Source organism: Pseudomonas salicis (genome assembly GCF_057128705.1).
Map to the genome: position 1 here is coordinate 43,368 of NZ_JBSKHU010000007.1, position 18,376 is coordinate 61,743.

At 61.6% G+C, this 18,376-nt stretch carries 13 protein-coding genes; 11 read left to right on the forward strand and 2 right to left on the reverse strand.

Going from position 1 to position 18,376, the window contains the following annotated elements:
• Positions 1-2: 2 nt before the first annotated feature.
• On the reverse strand, positions 3-533 hold the full coding sequence (tssB, locus tag ACWKWE_RS24150) for a type VI secretion system contractile sheath small subunit (RefSeq protein WP_166595854.1): 531 nt from the start codon (positions 531-533) through the stop codon (positions 3-5).
• Between the two features lie 108 nt (positions 534-641).
• Entirely contained in the window at positions 642-1,670 is a 1,029-nt protein-coding gene (tssA, locus tag ACWKWE_RS24155) for a type VI secretion system protein TssA (protein ID WP_483851927.1), read from the reverse strand.
• A 391-nt stretch (positions 1,671-2,061) separates the two neighbouring features.
• On the opposite strand from tssA, the gene tagH reads away from it, so the two are divergent.
• The 11 genes from tagH to ACWKWE_RS24210 are packed head-to-tail and all read left to right on the forward strand — an operon-like array spanning position 2,062 to position 18,294.
• The gene (tagH, locus tag ACWKWE_RS24160) at positions 2,062-3,432 is read left to right on the forward strand and encodes a type VI secretion system-associated FHA domain protein TagH (RefSeq protein ID WP_483851928.1); all 1,371 of its coding nucleotides are present in this window, start codon (positions 2,062-2,064) and stop codon (positions 3,430-3,432) included.
• Positions 3,433-3,484: 52 nt separating this feature from the next.
• Entirely contained in the window at positions 3,485-3,997 is a 513-nt protein-coding gene (tssJ, locus tag ACWKWE_RS24165; protein ID WP_483851929.1) for a type VI secretion system lipoprotein TssJ, read from the forward strand.
• A 15-nt stretch (positions 3,998-4,012) separates the two neighbouring features.
• Complete coding sequence (gene tssK, locus ACWKWE_RS24170) at positions 4,013-5,347, forward strand: type VI secretion system baseplate subunit TssK (RefSeq protein ID WP_483851930.1); 1,335 nt, start codon at positions 4,013-4,015, stop codon at positions 5,345-5,347.
• 6 nt (positions 5,348-5,353) lie between these two features.
• Positions 5,354-6,679 (forward strand): DotU family type VI secretion system protein, encoded by a 1,326-nt coding sequence (locus ACWKWE_RS24175; protein WP_483851931.1) that lies wholly within the window; start codon positions 5,354-5,356, stop codon positions 6,677-6,679.
• Entirely contained in the window at positions 6,676-10,179 is a 3,504-nt protein-coding gene (tssM, locus tag ACWKWE_RS24180; protein ID WP_483851932.1) for a type VI secretion system membrane subunit TssM, read from the forward strand. The genes ACWKWE_RS24175 and tssM overlap by 4 nt, the downstream gene beginning before the upstream one ends.
• Positions 10,176-10,829, forward strand: coding sequence for a type VI secretion system-associated protein TagF (gene tagF, locus ACWKWE_RS24185; RefSeq protein ID WP_166595848.1), 654 nt, complete (start codon positions 10,176-10,178; stop codon positions 10,827-10,829). The genes tssM and tagF overlap by 4 nt, the downstream gene beginning before the upstream one ends.
• Positions 10,830-11,561 carry a PP2C family protein-serine/threonine phosphatase gene (locus ACWKWE_RS24190; protein ID WP_483851933.1) on the forward strand — a complete coding sequence of 244 codons (732 nt, stop codon included), beginning with the start codon at positions 10,830-10,832 and terminating at the stop codon, positions 11,559-11,561. It begins immediately after the preceding gene.
• Positions 11,562-11,569: 8 nt separating this feature from the next.
• Complete coding sequence (locus ACWKWE_RS24195; protein ID WP_483851934.1) at positions 11,570-14,650, forward strand: protein kinase domain-containing protein; 3,081 nt, start codon at positions 11,570-11,572, stop codon at positions 14,648-14,650.
• Positions 14,650-15,366 (forward strand): ABC transporter ATP-binding protein, encoded by a 717-nt coding sequence (locus ACWKWE_RS24200; RefSeq protein ID WP_166595845.1) that lies wholly within the window; start codon positions 14,650-14,652, stop codon positions 15,364-15,366. Before ACWKWE_RS24195 ends, ACWKWE_RS24200 begins: the two co-directional genes overlap by 1 nt.
• Positions 15,366-16,568 carry an ABC transporter permease gene (locus ACWKWE_RS24205; protein WP_483851935.1) on the forward strand — a complete coding sequence of 401 codons (1,203 nt, stop codon included), beginning with the start codon at positions 15,366-15,368 and terminating at the stop codon, positions 16,566-16,568. Before ACWKWE_RS24200 ends, ACWKWE_RS24205 begins: the two co-directional genes overlap by 1 nt.
• A 34-nt stretch (positions 16,569-16,602) precedes the next feature.
• Entirely contained in the window at positions 16,603-18,294 is a 1,692-nt protein-coding gene (locus ACWKWE_RS24210; protein WP_483852080.1) for a formylglycine-generating enzyme family protein, read from the forward strand.
• Positions 18,295-18,376: the final 82 nt, after the last annotated feature.

The window sequence follows — 18,376 nt, forward strand, 5'->3', positions numbered from 1 at the left end:
GATCAGGCCTTCGGCTCGGTGTCTTGGGGCTGAGCGCCTTGCGGTTTCGGGGCGCTGGCCAAGGCCTGCAACAGGGCCGGGTCTTTGATCGCCTTCATGATGATTTCTTCTGCGCCTGTCTTGCCGTCCATGTAGGTCAGCAGGTTGGCGAGTTGAGTGCGCGCTTCGAGCAATTGATTCAACGAATCGACCTTGCGTGCCACGGCGGCAGGGCTGAAGTCGTCCATGCTCTCGAACGTGATATCGAGGCTGAGGTTGCCTTCGCCGGTCAGTTCGTTCGGGACATGAAACGCGACGCGAGGCTGCATGGCCTTGAGACGCGAGTCGAAGTTGTCGACATCGACTTCCAGAAACTTGCGATCCGCCACGGCGGCCAGCGGTTCGGCGGGCTTACCGGCGAGGTCCGCCATCACGCCCATCACGAAAGGCAGCTGGACCTTCTTCTCGGCGCCGTACAGCTCGACGTCGTATTCGATCTGGACCCGCGGGGCGCGGTTGCGCGCAATGAATTTCTGAGAACTGGTGTTCGCCACGTTGCTCCTCCTGGTCGCTGCTGCGACGTGATTGGCGTCATCGGTCGAGGCCGGTAACGGGGTTGCGTGATCCTGATCGGTATCGGTTCGCTGCCTGAGCGAACCGGGTTACTCGACGTCGGGCCCGCGCAGGTTTTCGAATTGGGACATGCCGTCGGGAATCAGATTGCGCACGATGGTCGCGAAGTCAGCGTGCACCAGATTTTTCGCGCGATTCAGCAACACTGGCAGCGGGCTGGAGGGCTCGCTGCGGGCGTAGTAACTCAGAATTTTGTCGAGGCTGCGGACCACGTCATCGCGGTTGTTCACGTCCCCGGACATGCGCGGTGCGGCGAGTTCAGCCCGTTCTGGTGACGGCTCAACGAACGTCTCGGTTTCGCGTGTTTCGCGGGCATGGGGCTCGGTCACGATGCCGCCCGGCGCGTACTCGGCGAGGATGTGCAGCGCCTGTTTGAGCGGTTGCTTCAGGGCGGACAAATCCACGCCCTGCGCCGAACCCACTTGGCTGGACACGTAATGCTCGATGGCGTCGGCAGCACTGTGGGCTTCCTGCAATGCGGAGCGCACGGCGGACAACTGCTCGGCGTCGGTGTCGCGCAGTGCACCTGCCAATTCGTCGGCGGTGAGGTGTTCGTCTGCGAAACTCTGCAAGCCGCTGGCGTTCAGCGCAGCTCGCAGGCTGACCGAGCCGAGCGCACGTGAGCGGGTCAGCAGGCTCTCACGCAACAGCCGAACGTTGGTGTCGCAGGCGATTCCGGACAGGGCGTTGATGCGTACGGTGGGATCGTTGTCGTCGTCCGCATCGAGCTGCGGATAGAGCGTTGGCCAGTACTGCCCCAACAGGTCGTTGATCAGCGTCAGGGCGTTGGCCAGCCCCGAAAATCCGTCGAGGGCCAAGGCGCTTTGCAGGAGGAAGTGGGTGATCCGCAGGTCTTTGCTGCGTTGCAGAAGTGCAATGCTGGACTGTTCCACAAGTCGCCAATCAGGCGGCTCTGCCGGGTGAACGGCATCACCCATAATGCGCTCGGGCTTGCCTTGGGCGTCGCGCTCCAACTGCAAAAAGTCCGCGTCATACTCCAGGTCTTCGCCACAGGGAGAGTTCGCGGAAACTGCAGCGAGCAACAACGGAACATCCACCAAAATCGATCTCCTTATCGGGTGCGGATAACTCTGATAGTTAACGAGGAAATTTCCTACGCTAACTACGGAACATTCTTTGTTTTATACGATCTGTGATGTCACATGGACATCATTCATGTTCAGAAAGTTGTGCATTTTTGGTGTGGAAGTTATCCGTTGTCAAGGTAAGCTATGCGCCCTCTGTGACAGTTGTGATGTATGTAACAGCCAGCAGGACTGGCGAGTCAGTCTCTGTATGACTGTCACGGATGTGTGGTTAGAATCTTGAAAAAGCCACCGTTTGACCCGTTTAAAACTGTTTTTTGAGCGTTTTTGCACGACATTCCCCTGTCAGGCGTAGACCCGCGTGTCTGTGTCCGGAGGCCCAAAGTGCAAGCAAGGAGGCACAGTGTCGCTCTGTCTGACTATCACCAGTTATCACAAGATAACCCCTGGCCAAGTTCCCGAAAAAACACTGGGAACCGGGGTGATGGCAATTGGCCGCAGTCAAGAAAATGACTGGGTACTTCCCGATCCCGAACGCCTTGTTTCTTCACGACATTGCGTCATTCAATATAAAGACGGCCGTTACTACATTACCGACAACAGCACTAATGGTGTTGAGCTCGTAAACGCGGGCGTCCGGCTTCGTCGTGGAAACAGCGAACTGCTCGAAAACGGCGAAGTTATCCGCATTGGCGATTACGAGATTCAAGCGCGCATTGATTCAGCAATGAAAGAGCCTGAAGTGGGACTTTCAAAAGTTGACTATTCCGACAGTTTCGAAGCGTTGATGGGGCGTCAGAACAGCTCTGCGCCGGTCGCGCTGGACATTTCTTCTGCTGCGCATTTTCAAGGCGGCGCGGCTCAGGACACGTTCCCCGATTTGTTCGATTTCCTGACCCCGTCCAGCGTCCCGCCAGCCACCCAGTCGGATCATGTCCCGGCGGAACGTCATGATTTTCGGCCGCCCATGCCCAACATTCCGCCCGCACCGCCCAAACAGGCTTCGGCACCTGGCGTCATTCCCGAAGACTGGGACCTTTTCGCTGACACGCCCAAGGTCCAGGCGCCTGCTCCTGTCGTGCAGCCCGATCCTGTTCCCGTTGTTTCAGTGATTCATTCGGAGCCTGTTTCCATGGTGCCAAGCCCTCCTGTGGACAACCCACAGGAGTCTGCTTCCTCCGTGTCAAATCCGGATCTGCTCAAGGCGTTTCTGCGCGGTGCGGGTCTCGATCACCTGCGGATCGATCCGGCACAGACCGAGACGCAGATGGAGTCCATCGGGCGCAGTTATCGGCTGATGGTTGAGGGGCTGATTGACGTGCTGCGGGCGCGCAGCAGCCTGAAGGGTGAGTTTCGCTTGCAGCAAACCATGATTCAGCCCGTGGAAAACAATCCACTGAAATTCGCGCCCAATGCCGACGAGGCGCTGATGTTGCTGTTGCGTCACGGCAATCAGGCGTTCATGGCCCCGGATCACGCAATTGCGGACAGTTTCAACGATCTGCGTGCCCACCAGCTTGCCGTGATGGCGGGCGTTGAGGCGGCAATCAAAGCGCTGCTCAAGCGTTTCGAACCTGCGGAGCTTGAGGCGCGGATGGGCAAGCCCGGCGCCCTGTCGAACCTGTTCGGCTCACGTCAGGCCCAGCACTGGCAGCAATTCACCGAGCTTTACACACTGATTTCCCGCGAAGCCGAAGACGATTTTCAAGTGCTCTTCGGCCGTGAATTCAGCCGCGCCTACGAGGAACACAGCACGCGACTGCGCCGCTCTTGAGCGACACACCAGGAAAAACGGATAGACAGTCAGTACGTCACGAGGACGAAGGATGTTTCGAAGAATGGTATCGGCAATGGCCATGGCGCTGTTGCTGGTTTCTTGTGCCAAAAACGCGGAACCGCCGCAGCCGGTCGACACGACCCCTGATGCTTCCACCGTCACGCTGCATTTCAGCGCTGCCTCAGGGCTGAACCCCGGTAGCAATGGCCAACCTGCGCCTGTGCGGGTGCGGATTTTCGAATTGAAAAACGCTGCCAGTTTCGGTCGTGCGGATTATTTCGCCCTGGCCGAGCGTGCTCCGAGTGCATTGGCCGCCGACCTGATCGATCAGGATGAAGTGCTGTTGCAACCGGGCCAGGACTTGACCCTGGAGCGCCACCTCAACGAAGCCACTCGTCAGGTCGGACTCGCCGTGGGCTATCGCGAAATCGATCAAGCCCAATGGCGCGCATTGCTGAGCGTCACCCCACGTCAGGCCAGCGAATACCAGATCCACCTCGACACCCACGCCGTCAGCGTGAGCCGCGCATCTGCCGCTCAATCTGTCCGCCCTGCCCAATAGACAATCGGAGAACCCATGGCCTGGAACAATCGTGTGGTCTGGTCGGAAGGCATGTTCATCGGAACACAGCACTTTCAGCAGCATGACCGCTACCTGGAGAATCTCATCGATGCTCGAAGCCGTCCGCTGTCGGCGGGAGCGTGGGGCTTTTCCGAGCTGTCGCTGGATCACGGACTGCTGGCGCAGGGCAAGCTGGCAATCACCTCTGCACGCGGACTGCTTCCCGATGGCACGCCGTTCAACATTCCCCATGACGACCTGGCGCCCAGCCCGCTGAACGTCGAGGACGGTTTGCGCGATGGCGTGATTTACCTGGCCCTGCCGCTCAAGCGTGCGGGTCAGCGAGATACGGTGGACGAAGGGGAAACACCGGGCGGGGCGCGCTTCGTCAGTCAGGTGCGCGAAGTCCGCGACGACAACGCGCCATTCGAAAATCGCGCACCCGTTGCCGTTGGTGCGCGGGCCTTTCGGTTGCTCACCGAGAAGGACGGCTTGAGCGACTACGCTGCCGTTGGACTGGTGCGGATCAAGGAAAGACGCGCCGACCGCGCACTGGTGCTGGATGACAGTTACATCCCGCCGGTCCTTGATGTGGCGGCGTCGGCCTCGCTCACGGCCTTTCACAGCGAATTGTCGGGCCTGCTCCACCAACGCGGCGAGGCATTGGCGGGACGGGTGGTCGCGTCGGGCGCGGGCGGCGCTTCGGAAATTGCCGATTTCATGCTTCTGCAACTGGTCAACCGCGCTCAACCGTTGATCAGTCACCTCAGCCAGTTGAGTCCGCTGCACCCTGAGCGTCTTTACAGCGAACTGGTGAGCCTCGCGGGGGAGTTCGCAACGTTCTCGAACGCGGGACGCAGGCCGGACGCGTTCGTGCGTTATCAACATGACGATCTGGCGGCGAGTTTCGCACCCGTGATAGACGCGTTGCGCGAAGCGCTCTCGATGTTGATCGACAGCAAGGCCACGCCGATCCCTATCCTCGAAAAGGCGTACGGCATTCACGTGGGTATGCTCAAGGATCGCACCTTGATCGACAACGCCAGCTTCATTCTGGTGGTGCGCGCCGACATGCCCAGCGAGACGCTGCGTGGCCGCTTTGCACAGCAGAGCAAGATCGGTTCGGTCGAGCACATTCGCGATCTGGTGAACCTGCAATTGCCGGGCATCAGCCTGTTGCCGTTACCCGTGGCGCCTCGGCAGATTCCGTTCCACGCAGGGTCGACTTATTACGAACTGGATCGTGGCAGCGAGCACTGGAAGCTGCTGGCACAGTCGGGCGGTTTCGCGTTCCATGTCGCCGGCGAATTTCCCGGGTTGAACCTGGCTTTCTGGGCCATCCGAGGATAACGCGCGATGCCTTCCCACGACGAACCCCTCAACCCGCCGATGCCCGGAAACGACCGCACGCAGTTCATGCCGCGTCCCGGTGGCCGCTCGCCGCAACCCGCTGCTCAAGCGAATCCGGCGCCGCCGCCACTGTCCGTGCCCGCTGCGCCGTTGCCGTTGGGGCAGGCGCAAGGTTTGAACCCGCTTGAAGCCGCTGCCGGTCCGTTGCTGGCGCTGCTCACCCGTCTGCGCAGCACCATCGCCCACCCCGCGCCCGCGAGTCTGCGGGCACAGCTGTTGGGTTATCTGCGCCAGTTCGAAGAGCGCGCCGAGGCAGCAGGCGTCGTCCGCAATGAAGTGCTGCTTGCGCGCTACGCCCTCTGCACCGCACTGGATGAAGCCGTTCTCAGCACGCCGTGGGGCAGCACCAGCGAGTGGGGCAAACAGAGTCTGCTGATCACGGTGCACAACGAATCCTGGGGCGGTGAAAAGGTCTTCCAACTGCTGGAGCACTGCCTGCAAAGCCCCCGCGAGCGTCTGTATCTGCTGGAGCTTTTGTACCTGTGCATGTGTTTGGGATTCGAAGGCCGTTATCGGGTGATGAACGACGGTCGTAGCCAGCTGGAAGCGCTGCGTGAACGGACCAGCGCTGCGATTCGCACGGCCCGTGGGGAATTCGAGCGGGAGCTGTCGCCGCACTGGCGCGGGCTGAGCGTTGTTCGTGACCGGCTCTCGCAGTTTGTGCCGCCGTGGGTCGGATTCGCGGTGGGGTTGGCGCTGTTGCTGATGCTGCTGTTTGGCCTGCGTCTCAAGCTGGCCTCCGACGCCGAACCGGTGTTCAAGAACATTCACGCGCTGGGCGAAATTCCGGTCCAGGCCATCACGCCGGCTGTCGTCCAGCCGAAGGTCATCGAACGGCCTCGTCTTGCGGGTTTTCTGGTGGAAGACATCAAGGCCAACCGGGTCGCCGTGGAGGACGCGGTGGATCGCTCCGTGGTGACGATTCGCGGGGACGAAATTTTCTCGTCAGGCAGCGCCACCATCGTTGACGATTTTCAGCCGCTGATGCTGCGCATCGCCGATGCCATTCGCAACGTCAAAGGCCAGGTGCGGGTTACCGGCCACAGCGACAACCGCCCCATCGCCACCCTGCGTTTCCCCTCTAACTGGGCGTTGTCCCAGGCACGGGCCGAACAGGTCCTGCACATACTGGCGGCCAAAACCGGCCAGCCTGAGCGTTTTTCTGCCGAAGGGCGCAGCGACACCGAGCCTGTGGCTTCCAACGCCACGGCAGAAGGGCGCGCGAAAAATCGCCGGGTTGAAATCACTGTGTTGGCGGAGGGGGTCGAGTGAAGGCGTTTTTCGGTTTTGTGATTCGCTGGGTCGTGCCCATTCTTGGGCTGATCGCGCTGAGCCTGATCATCTGGTTCGTCGGCCCGGTGCTGGACGTGCTGGTGCCCGAAGGCCGGCGCTGGGCGTTGATCGTTCTGTTGTTCGCCATCTGGATAGCGTGGCGGGTCATTCGCATCGTTCAGGCCCGTCGCCACGCGGCGAACGTCATGGCCAGCCTGGCCGCGGAAACCGCGCCTGACCCTGCCAGCGTCGCCACTGCGGAAGAGTTGGCCACCTTGCGTCAACGCATGGACGAAGCCCTCACGCTCCTGAAAAAAGCGCGCTTGGGCGGGGATGAACGTCGCAACCTCTACGAGCTGCCGTGGTACGTGATCATCGGCCCGCCGGGTTCGGGCAAGACCACCGCGCTGGTCAATTCCGGGCTGCATTTTCCGCTGGCCGCACAGATGGGCGCGGGCGCGATTCGAGGCGTGGGTGGCACGCGTAATTGCGACTGGTGGTTCACCGACGAGGCCGTTCTGCTCGACACTGCAGGCCGCTACACCACGCAAGACAGCCACGCTCAAGTCGACAAAGCAGCCTGGCTGGGCTTTCTCGACCTGCTGAAAAACCAGCGCTCCCGTCGCCCCATCGACGGCGCATTCATCGCCATCAGCCTGTCTGATCTGCTGCTGGGCAGCGAGGCCGAGCGCGCTGCTCATGCGACGGCAATTCGTGCGCGGATTCAGGAGCTCTATAGTCAACTGGGCGTGCGCTTCCCGATTTACGTGATGCTGACCAAGCTCGACCTGGTGCCCGGCTTCATGGAGTTCTTCGATGCGTTGAGCAAGGAAGAGCGCGCGCAGGTCTGGGGCATGACCTTCGCCCTCGACGATGGCAAGCAGACCGACGGCCCGCTGACGAACTTCCTCAGCGAATTTGCCCTGCTGGAACAGCGCCTGAATGCACGGCTGGTCGAGCGGTTGCAGCAGGAGCGCGACCCAGCACGACGGGATCTGATTTACGGTTTTCTCCAGCAATTCGGCGCGCTGAAAGAAACCCTGCAAGGCTTTCTCGAAGGCGTTTTCAAGCCTAATGCGTTCGAAGACCGGGCGTTGCTGCGCGGGGTGTACTTCACCAGCGGCACACAGGAAGGCAGCCCGATCGATCGGCTGATCGGCGCCATGGCCCAGAGTATGAATCTGGACCGCCAGCACTTGGCACGCCAGACCGGCACGGGTCGCAGTTACTTCATCGAAAAACTGTTCACCGCCGTCGCCTTCGCCGAGCGCGGGTTGGTGGGTGTGAACCCGAAAGTCGAACGTCGTCGCAAATGGCTGACCCGTGGCGCGCTGGCGGCGACCGTTGCGGTGGTGTTGGTGGTCGGCACCTTGTGGGTGATCAGCTACCGCGCCAATCAGGCGTACATCGCGCAGGTCGATCAGAAAGTCGCGCCTCTCGGCCAAAGCGTGCAGAGCCTGAGCCCTGCACAGCGCGATGTATTGGCCGTGCTGCCGCTGCTCAACGCCGTGCGTCATTTGGCGGGTGATCCTCCGGGCATGGCGCAAGGGTTGGGGCTGTATCAGGGCGACATGCTGGAAGCCGAATCCGGCAGCGTGTACCGCAAACTGCTGATCGCAGTGTTCGCGCCGCGCCTTGTGACTCGCGTGGAAGAGCAATTGCGCAGCGGTGGCAGTTCGGATTTTCTCTATGAGGGTTTGAAGGCTTATCTGATGCTGGCTGACAGCGAGCATTACGACCCGGATTTCATCAAGGCATGGGTCGCGCTGGATTGGGATCAAAGCCTGCCTCGCGATCTGCCGCCTGATCAGCGTCAGGCACTGGGCGAGCACTTGCAGGCATTGTTCGAACGTCATCCGCCTGATGCGCGTCTGGATCAACGGCTGATCGATGATTTACGTCGGCAATTGCAGCAACTGCCAGTGGCTCAGCGGGTCTACGACCGGGTCAAACGCCAGAAACTGCCTGACAACGTGCCGGATTTTCGCCTGACCGACGCTGCGGGGCGTGATGCTGCACTGGTCTTCGCGCGCAAGAGCGGCAAGCCATTGGGCGAACCGCTGAGCGGCTTCTTCACGGCCAAGGGCTACCGCGAGGTGTTTCTGGCCACCAGCCTGAGCCAGGCCGGAACCCTGGCGGAAGAACAATGGGTCTTGGGGCTGGATCGTGCCGATCAACAGAACGTCGCCAGCCTCGCCGGCGATGTCCGCCGTTTGTACTTTCAGGATTACCAGCGTCAGTGGGATGCGTTGCTGGCTGACATTGATTTTGTGCCGATCACCAGCGTGGCGCAGGCGGCTGACGTGTTGCGGGTGATTTCCGGGCCGACCTCGCCGTTGAAAAAACTGCTGGTGGTGGTGGCCAAGGAAACTGACCTGCAACAGGAAGACAAGTTGCTGGCCGATCAGGGCAAGAAAGTCGAGGGCGGTGTCGATCAGCTCAAGCAACGCTTGGGCTCGATCCTGGGTCAGGAACAGGTCAGTCAGACAGCCGCGCCTGCCGCTGTTGAAGATCCGGTGAGCGCGCACTTCGCTGAACTCAACGCGTTTGTCACGAAGGGAGAGGGTGAACCGGCAGCTGTCGATGGCCTGCTCGCGGACATGAACGCGCTGTACGTTCAGGTCAGCGCGATGGTCGGAGCCAGCGGCGATGCGTTGTTGGGCGAAGCGAAAAACTCCGCCAGCGCTGCGGCGACGCGAGTGAATCTGAACGCCGACCGGGAACCACCGGTGGTGCAGAGTCTGGTGAAGTCAGTCGTCAGTTCGACCACCAACACGATGATGGGCGGCGTGCGCAATCAGCTGAATGCGGCGTGGGTCAGCGATGTGGTGAACGTTTATCGCCAGTCCCTGAGCGGCCGTTACCCGCTCACACCGGGCAGCGCACGGGACGCCACGTTAGACGACTTCGGTCAGTTCTTCGGCGTGGGCGGAGTGATGGACAATTACTTCCGCAAATACCTTCAGCCCTATGTCGACACTTCGGCTTCAAGCTGGCGCTGGCAACCGGGCGCCGCGCAGAAGCTGGGCATCAACGCCTCGGTCTTGCAGACCTTCCAGCGCGCAGCCGCGATTCGTGATGCCTTCTTCCGTTCCGGTGGCGTGCAGCCGACCGTGCGTTTCGAGCTGAAACCTGTCGCGATGGACGCTTCAGTCACCCAGTTCCTGCTGGACCTCGACGGGCAGCAGATCAGCTACGACCACGGCCCCAGCCGCCCCGTCGCCATGCAATGGCCGAACCCCGGCAGCATCGGCGTGGTGCGCCTGTCGATCTCGCCGCCTGCGGCCAGTGGTCGTTCCGGCATCACACTCGATGGTCCTTGGGCGTGGTTCCGTTTGCTGGAGCAATCGGACCTCGTCGCCGGTGGATCGCCCGACCGCTTCAACCTGCGATTGCGGGTCGACAACGCCAGCATTTCCTACGAGTTGCGCGCCAACAGCGCGTTCAACCCTTTCAAAAGCCGTGTGTTGAGCGGTTTCAGCCTGCCGGAGCGGTTATGACGACGCTGGGTTTTTACGGCAAGTTGGCCAGTCGTGGCGATTTTGTCAGCCGCGGATTGCCGCAGAGCTTCATCAAACCCTGGGACGCGTGGCTGGCGGCGGGGTTGCAGGTCAGTCAGCAGCAGCTCGGCGAAGACTGGCTCAACGCTTATCTGGTCAGCCCGTTGTGGCGTTTTGCGCTGGCGGCGGGTGTATGTGGGCCAGATGCGGTCGTCGGCGTGTTGATGCCGAGCATTGATCGGGTCGGACGGTATTTCCCGCTGACGATGGCGCAGACGCTTGAACCCGACCAATCGCTGGCGGCGCTCACCGCTGCGCCAGACGCGTGGTTTGACCAGGTCGAAACGCTGCTGCTGGGGACGCTGGAAGAGGGTGCGGACTTTTCAGTTTTTGATGACCGCGCGTCCACGCTCGGCTTCCTGCCCACCATACACCGCGAGTCCATCAGCCGCTTTGCCGGCTTGCAGCGCACCAGCGCGAACGACCCGGATAGCCGCCATCGGATGCTGGCCGAGTTGGCCTGTGAGGGCGCGAGCCTGTGGTGGGGCAAAGGGTCCGAGCGTATTGCGCCAGGGTTGATGCGCTGTCAGGGCTTGCCCGATCCGGCCGAATTCGGCAGCTACCTGCTGGGACAAGGAGCGTCGATCTAGATGCCTGCATTACCCCAAAACCCTCTTTTACGCTCAGCCAGCAAGACCCATGTCGGCATGGTGCGGCAGATCAACGAAGACGCCTTTCTCGAATTGCCGGAAAACGGTCTGTGGGCCATCGCCGATGGCATGGGCGGTCACGCGGCTGGGGATTACGTCGCCAGCCTGATCGTCGACAGCTTGCGCCGTTCCCTACCCTTCACGCCGCTCTCGCTCTACTCCGACGGTATTCGCACGACCCTGGCTGAAGTGAACGCCGCCGTACGTGAAGAAACTCGCCGTCGGGGCTTGAGCATGATGGGCAGCACCGTCGTAGCGCTTTTGGTACAGGGCGATCAAGGCGTGTGCCTGTGGGCCGGTGACAGTCGGCTTTATCGCCTGCGCGACGGCGAATTGCAGGGCCTTTCCCGCGACCACAGCTACGTGCAGGACTTGCAGGACAGCGGCTTACTCAGCGAAGCGGAAGCGCGGGTGCATCCGCGCGGCAACATCATTACCCGCGCCATTGGCGTCGAGGACACGCTGGACCTGGCCATGATCCACCTCGACATCCTGCCCGGCGACACCTACCTGCTGTGCAGCGATGGCCTGAACAAAATCGTCGAAGACCACGAAATTCGCGACGTACTCGGCCACCCCGACCCTTGGCAAGTAGTTCGCAGCCTCGTGCACTTGGGACTGACCCGGGGCGCCCCCGACAACATCACGGCTATCGTCGTCAAGGCTGCCTGAAGACAGATATGGACATACAGATTCCCGGATTCGACATAGAAGGTGAGATTGGCGAAGGCGCCATGGCCACCGTCTATCTCGCCACCCAACGCTCGCTGGAGCGCAAGGTCGCTTTGAAAATCATGGCGGCAGCGCTGGCGGCCGACGCCACGTTCTGCGAGCGTTTTTTGCGCGAAGGCAAAACCCTGGCGCGCCTGTCGCACCCGCACACGGTCACCATCCACGACATCGGCAATGTCGGCGCGCTGTATTACATGGCCATGGAATACCTGCCCAACGGCACGCTGAAAGAACGCGTTGCGGCGGGCATGAGTGCCGAACAGGGCCTGACCTACATTCGCCAGATCGCCTCGGCGTTGGGCTACGCCCACGCGCAGGGGTTGGTGCACCGCGATGTGAAGCCCGCCAACATCCTGTTCCGCGCCAATGGCTGGGCGGTGTTGTCGGACTTCGGCATCGCCAAATCGCTGGACGACCGCACACAGTTCACCCAAGCCGGTTTCGCCGTCGGCACCCCGAGTTACATGAGTCCCGAACAGGCGCGCGGGCTGGAAATCGACGGTCGCGCTGACCTCTATGCGCTGGGTGTCGTGCTTTACGAAATGCTGGTCGGAAAGCTGCCTTACAACGGTACCGATGCGCTCTCGACAGCGCTCGCGCACCTGACCGAGCCACTGCCGGAACTGCCGATTCATCACGGGCGTTATCAGCACATCCTCACCAAATTGCTGGCCAAGAATCGCGATGACCGGTTCTCCGACGCCGCCGAGCTGATCGCCGCGCTGGATAACCTGCCGCCTGACAACATCGACGCGACGCAGATTCGTGTCTTGCCGCTGCCGCCAGCGGACTTGCACGTCGAGCCTGCGCCGAAAACCGATTTGGCTGGCCTGACGCCTGTCTCTATCGAAATACCCGATTTGCCTCCTCAGCAGCCTGAACCACCGGTGAGACTCACGCCTGTGGGCGAAGCGTCGAGTCAGTCCGGACAGCGCAAAGGTCCCGTGCTGGCTTTGCTGGGCGTGGCGATTACGGCAGCACTGGGATTGGGTCTTGGCGGGTATTGGTGGTTGAGCGACGGCAAGCCCTTGGTGGCTTCAACCGCAACCGCTTCAACGATCCCTGCTAATAAGCCACCTGTCGCCAGCCCACCACAGACGCCCCCTGCATCGCCTGAAAAAACACCTGTCACACCCCCTGCACAAGCCTCAGTGGTGGAGGCTGATGGTGGGGATCGCCCATTGTTGATGGCGAACAAAAAAACGCTGTTCCAGCGTGTGCTAAGCAAGCCGGGTGCGAAGTTTTCCGCAGACGCCGGGGCAATGGGCGATCAAGCGCTCCCAGCGTTTTCGGTGCTGTACGTCTATCAGCGCAAAACCGTGAATGGTAGCGAGTGGCTGCGCGTCGGCGCGAGCAGTGACGGTCATAGCGAAGGCTGGCTGCCAGCGGATCAAGTCAGCGACTGGAAGCAAAGTCTGGTGCTGAAATTCAGCGAACGTTCAGGGCGCGCTCCGGCGATGTTCATGCGTGAGCCAAAGCAACTGGAGAAGCTGCTGAATGACCCTGCGGCCGCGAAAAAACTGCTGCTGGACGCGCAGAAAAACGCCGACACCAGCCATCAAGTGCTGGCGCTGGAACCCGCAGCGAGTGCAGTGCCGCAGAACCAGTTCTACCTGCTGCCGATCTTCGACGCCAAAGAGACCTTTGATCAGAACGGCCAGCCGGTCCAGTTGCTGAACGTCGCCTCCATTGATCCCGGCAACACCCCGCAACGCACGGCCTCGGGTGAACAGATCAAGACGGCTGCCAGCAAAGACGCCTTCCGCACCGGGGTGGTGCTGGTGGTGGACACGTCGGTGTCGATGCAGCCCTACATTGATCAGGTGCGTGATGTGGTCGCCGAGTTGCAAAACCAGATCGGCAAGCGCGGCGAGCTGGATAACGTCAGCTTCGGGCTGGTGGGCTTTCGCAATAACGTCAGCAAGACGCCGGGCCTGGAATACCTCAGCAAGACATTGGTCACGCTGGAGCAAGGCCGCGACCCGCAGCGCTTTCTGGAGCTGGCGCGGCAGGTCAAGGCCACCCACGTTTCGAGCCACTCCTTCAACGAAGATGCCTTCGCCGGAGTGATGCAGGCGGTCAATGGCATGGACTGGTCGGGGTACGGCGGACGCCTGATTCTGCTGGTCAGCGACGCCGGTTCCCTGCGCAAGAATGACCCTTACAGCAGTACGCAGATGAACGAGGCTGAAGTGCGGCAGGCCGCGCTGGGCAAGCAGATCAAGATCTACGCGCTGCACCTCAAAACCGATGCGGGCAAGAAAAACCACGCTTTCGCCGAGCAGCAATACCGCACGCTGACGGCCGACGCGAACCCGCAGATTGGCGATTTGTACGTGCCCGTGCCGGGCGGCGATGTGCAGAAATTCGGTGACCGCGTGGCCGAGATCGGCTCCGTCTTCGCCGATCTGGTGCATCAGGTGCGCAGCAATCAACCCCAGGTCGCGCCAACGCTTCCAGCGGCCCCGACTGTCGCCGACAAATCGGCCGCCATCGGCTACGCGATGCGTATGGACTTCCTCGGTCAGCAGACCGGCGTGCGCGCGCCGCAACTGGTCAGCGCCTGGACGGCGGATCGCGATCTCACCAATCCGACGCTCCCCGCGTTTCAGGTCTGCGTGATGCTCAGCAAATTGCAGCTCAATGACCTTCAGCAATCGCTGAAACTGATCGTCGATGCCGCGCGTAAAACCCAAAGCTCACCCAAGGACTTCTTTCAGGAAATTGCCAGCGCCAGCGCCTACATGAGCCGCGATCCGTCAGCCTTGCGCAAGGGCGGCAACCTCGCGCAGAGCGGGGTGCTGGGCGAGTATCTGGACGGCCTGCCGTATCGCAGCAAATCCCTGAGCATGACCCAGGATCTGTGGTTGTCGCTGAGCGTGGCCGAACAGGAAGATTTTATCGACGAGCTGGATTCGAAAATTCGCCTCTACGAGACCTTCCACAACGATCTGGCGAATTGGGTCCGTTTCGGCGACGCCGAGCCGGGTGATGCGCTGTACCGCGTTCCGTTGTCGACGCTGCCGTGATGATGAGTCTGCGAGACGTGCGCAAGACGCGAGGCGAAGGCAGCCAGCGTTACAGCCTGGTGATTCCGCGACTGGAGTTGGCGGCGGGCAGGCAGTTTGCGTTGGTCGGCCCCAGCGGGTCCGGCAAAAGCACCGTCCTCGACCTGCTGGCGCTGGTTCTCTCGCCCGATGCGGCGCAGCGGTTTGATTTCGTCAGCGAGCGGGGGCATGTCGATGTCTCCGGGCTGTGGCGTGAGGCGCAACAGAATCAGCTGGCGCAGCTGCGCAGTCAGCAGATTGGCTATGTGCTGCAAACCGGTGGACTGCTGGGCTACCTCGATGTTCGAAGCAACATCAACCTACCGCGTCAATTGCTGGGGCTGGCCGACGACGGCTCAGTCGAACGATTGGCCGCGCAGTTGGAAGTGAGCGAACACTTGCACAAAAAGCCCCACACGCTCTCTGTCGGGCAGCGGCAACGGGTCAGCTGCGCCCGGGCGTTGGCTCATCATCCGCACTTGCTGCTCGCCGATGAACCCACGGCTTCGCTCGACCCGCTGAACGCCTTGCGTGTCATGCAATTGTTGTTGGGCCGCGTACGAGAGCAGGGCGCCTGCTGCGTGATCGCGACCCATGACGAAGGGCTGGCGCGTAATGCGGGTCTGCATCCACTGCGGATTGCGTGTTCACGTGATGACGATGGTGGCGTGACCGCAACGCTGGAGGACGCACGCTGATGCGTATGGCTCTGGTGATGTCGCTGGCCTGGCAGGATTTTCGCGCCGATGCGCGACTGTCGGCGTGTGCGGTGTTGGCGCTGGTCGCGGTTATCGCGCCCTTGCTCGTCCTGTTCGGGCTGAAGTTCGGACTGGTGGGCAGCCTCACCGAGCGCCTTGAACGTGACCCCACCGTGCGTGAAGTGATCCCCATGGGCGGCGGTCGTTTCAATGCCGAATTCATCAATGCGTTGGCGAAACGTCCGGACGTGGCATTCGCGTTACCTCGCACTCGGCAGATTGCGGCGACGGCGGACCTGTCGATGCCTGCGCAAGATTCAGTGCTCAATGTCGAAATGATCCCCACTGCCGTGGGCGATCCGCTGCTGGGCACTGCCTTGGCGCCGAACGAACTGGACCGCGTACTGCTGACCCAGACCGCGGCGGAAAAACTCGGCGCCAAAGCCGGGGATTGGTTGGACGCCACCTTCACCCGTCAGGTCGCAGGACAACCACAGGCCCAGCACACCCGATTGCAGGTCACGGGGATCTTGCCGCTTGAGGCGTTTGGCCGTGATGGAATCTTCACCTCCCTCGCCCTGTTGGAGGCTGTGGAAGATTACCGCGACGGGCGCGCCGTGGATGCCATGGGCTGGGTGGGCGAGAGGCCCGAAACCGTTCAAACGCGCGTATTTCCAGCGTTTCGGCTTTACGCCCGCAACCTTACTGACGTCGAACCGCTGCGTGTGTATTTCGCTGAGCAGCACCTGTTGGTGTCGACTCAGGCACAGACCATCGCTCAGGTTCAGTCCCTTAGCCGCAACCTCACGCTGGTCTTCTGGATCATTGCTGCGCTCGCGGTCGCCGGTGCCATCGCCGCGGTGTTCGCCGGGTCCTTGGCGTCGGTCGAGCGCAAGCGTCGCGAGCTGTCGGTGCTGCGCTTGATTGGTTTCAGCACCGGCGCGCTGTTGCTGTTCGTCGTCCTGCAAGCGATCTACAGCGGGGTGCTGGTCGCGATCATCAGCTTTGCGCTCTACGGCTTGGCCGAGCGCGGCCTCAACCATCTGTTCGTGCAGGTGCCGGGCGAATACGCCAGCCATCTGCTGATACGTCATTACTGCGTGGCCCTGCTGGCGGTGCTCGGTGCCAGTGCGATGGCGGCGGCATTGGGTGGCTGGCGTGTGGCGCGCATCGAAGCTTCGGAAGGAATACGCGATGTTTAAGTGGTGCAGCGCGTTCAACATAAGGGCCGCCGCAATGATCTGCGCGTGCCTCGGCCTGTCTTCGGGACTGCTGGCAGCCGACGAAAACACGCTGGATAACCCCAAACCCTTGGCCGACGATGTGGTGCTGCCGTTGCCGTGCGATGGCGAGATGGTGTTCCGCTACGTCTATGTGTTGGCCCAAGGCACGCTGGATGATCGCGAAGTCAGCCTCGGCTACCCGTTCAGCGAGGGCGAGGCGGGGTATAAGCAGTCGTTCATTTCCGGTTACCGGCGTGATTTCATCAACGGCCAGTTCACCCTCAACGACCTGCCCGGCGACTGGCGCAAGAGCATCAGCCCGCAGTTGCCGAAGACCGACGCTGCCACGCCGCTTAAGCCGATGCTGTATTTCATCGGTAAGTACGAAGTCACGGCTCGACAATTTGCCCAGGTGATGTCACAGGCTCAGTCCTTGGCCAGTGGCGAGCCGGGCCCCGCCTGTGAGGCGCCGGAAGGCATGGCGGGCCGCTTGCCCAAGGTCAAGCTGTCGCGCTTCGAAGCCGAACGTTTTTCGGCGGTTTACAGCGCCTGGCTGATGAAATATCACCGCGATCTGCTGCCCGTCAGCGGACGGGGAAAAACCGAAGATGACGGCGGCGTAGGTTTCGTGCGCCTGCCGACGGAGGTCGAGTGGGAATACGCCGCCCGTGGTGCTCAGGCCGTCAGCCGTCAGGAGCTTGAAGGCCGGTTGTTTCCACGTCGCGTCGAAGGCAGCGAAACGGACGGCCCGCTGGGCGACTGGGCAGTCTTCAACCAGGTCGCGGGCGGCACCGGACAGGCCGCACGCCTCATGCCCATAGGGACCAAGTTGCCCAACCCCATCGGCTTGTTCGACGTGATCGGCAACGCTGCGGAAATGGTTCAAGAGTCATTCCAGCTCGTGCACGCAGGACGGCGCCAAGGGGCGTACGGCGGCTTCGTGGCCAAGGGCGGCAATTACCTGGAAGGCGAGGGCACGCTGTTCACGGGCATGCGCCGCGAGTACCCGCTGTTCGCCGCCGACGGCACCGAGCAAAGCAACGAAACCACCGGGTTCCGAGTCGCCATTGGGGCGCTGTCTGCCCCGCGCTCCCGCTATAAAGAGCTGTTCGAGCAATGGCAGAAAGAAGGGCGACTGGCCTCGTTGACCGACGCCATCGACGACGCCCAAGACCCGACCAAGCGCCTCGACACCATCATCGCCGCCAGCACCGACCCTCGCCTGCAAGCCGAACTGGGGCTGGTCAACGAAGAGCTCAAGCGCAACGTCTCACTCATCGCCCAACAACGCGAAGAAGCAGCCGGCAACCTGATCCAGTCCTCGGCCCTCGTCGCTGAAACCATCAACAACTACAACATTCGCCTCACCAATCTGCGCAAGAGCCAAAAACAGGCCGCCGATGCCAAGGATGAAGCCAGCGCCAAGCTGTTCGCAGTGGCCATCGAAAACGGCAGCAGTGCGCTGGACGGGGCCGTCGCCATCTACATCGACAACCTTGCCACCGGCACGCGCTACACCGACGCGGTGATTCAGGCGCAGTTCCAGCGGGTCAAGGAAGAACTCAATCGCAAACCGGTGCTGGGCAAGAGCCTGGTCGCCCGCGCCACGTTATTCGTTCGCCATGTGAGCAACTACCGCCAGCAAAACCGCGCGGACCCACAAGCGATTCTGAAGGAATTGCTCGCTTCGACCGCTCAACCATGACGGTCGTTGTCCAGCGAGCTTAAAGGGAGTCCGGACGGTCATTCGCCTCCGGCGTTGTAAAACCAAAAAAGAGAGCATCACC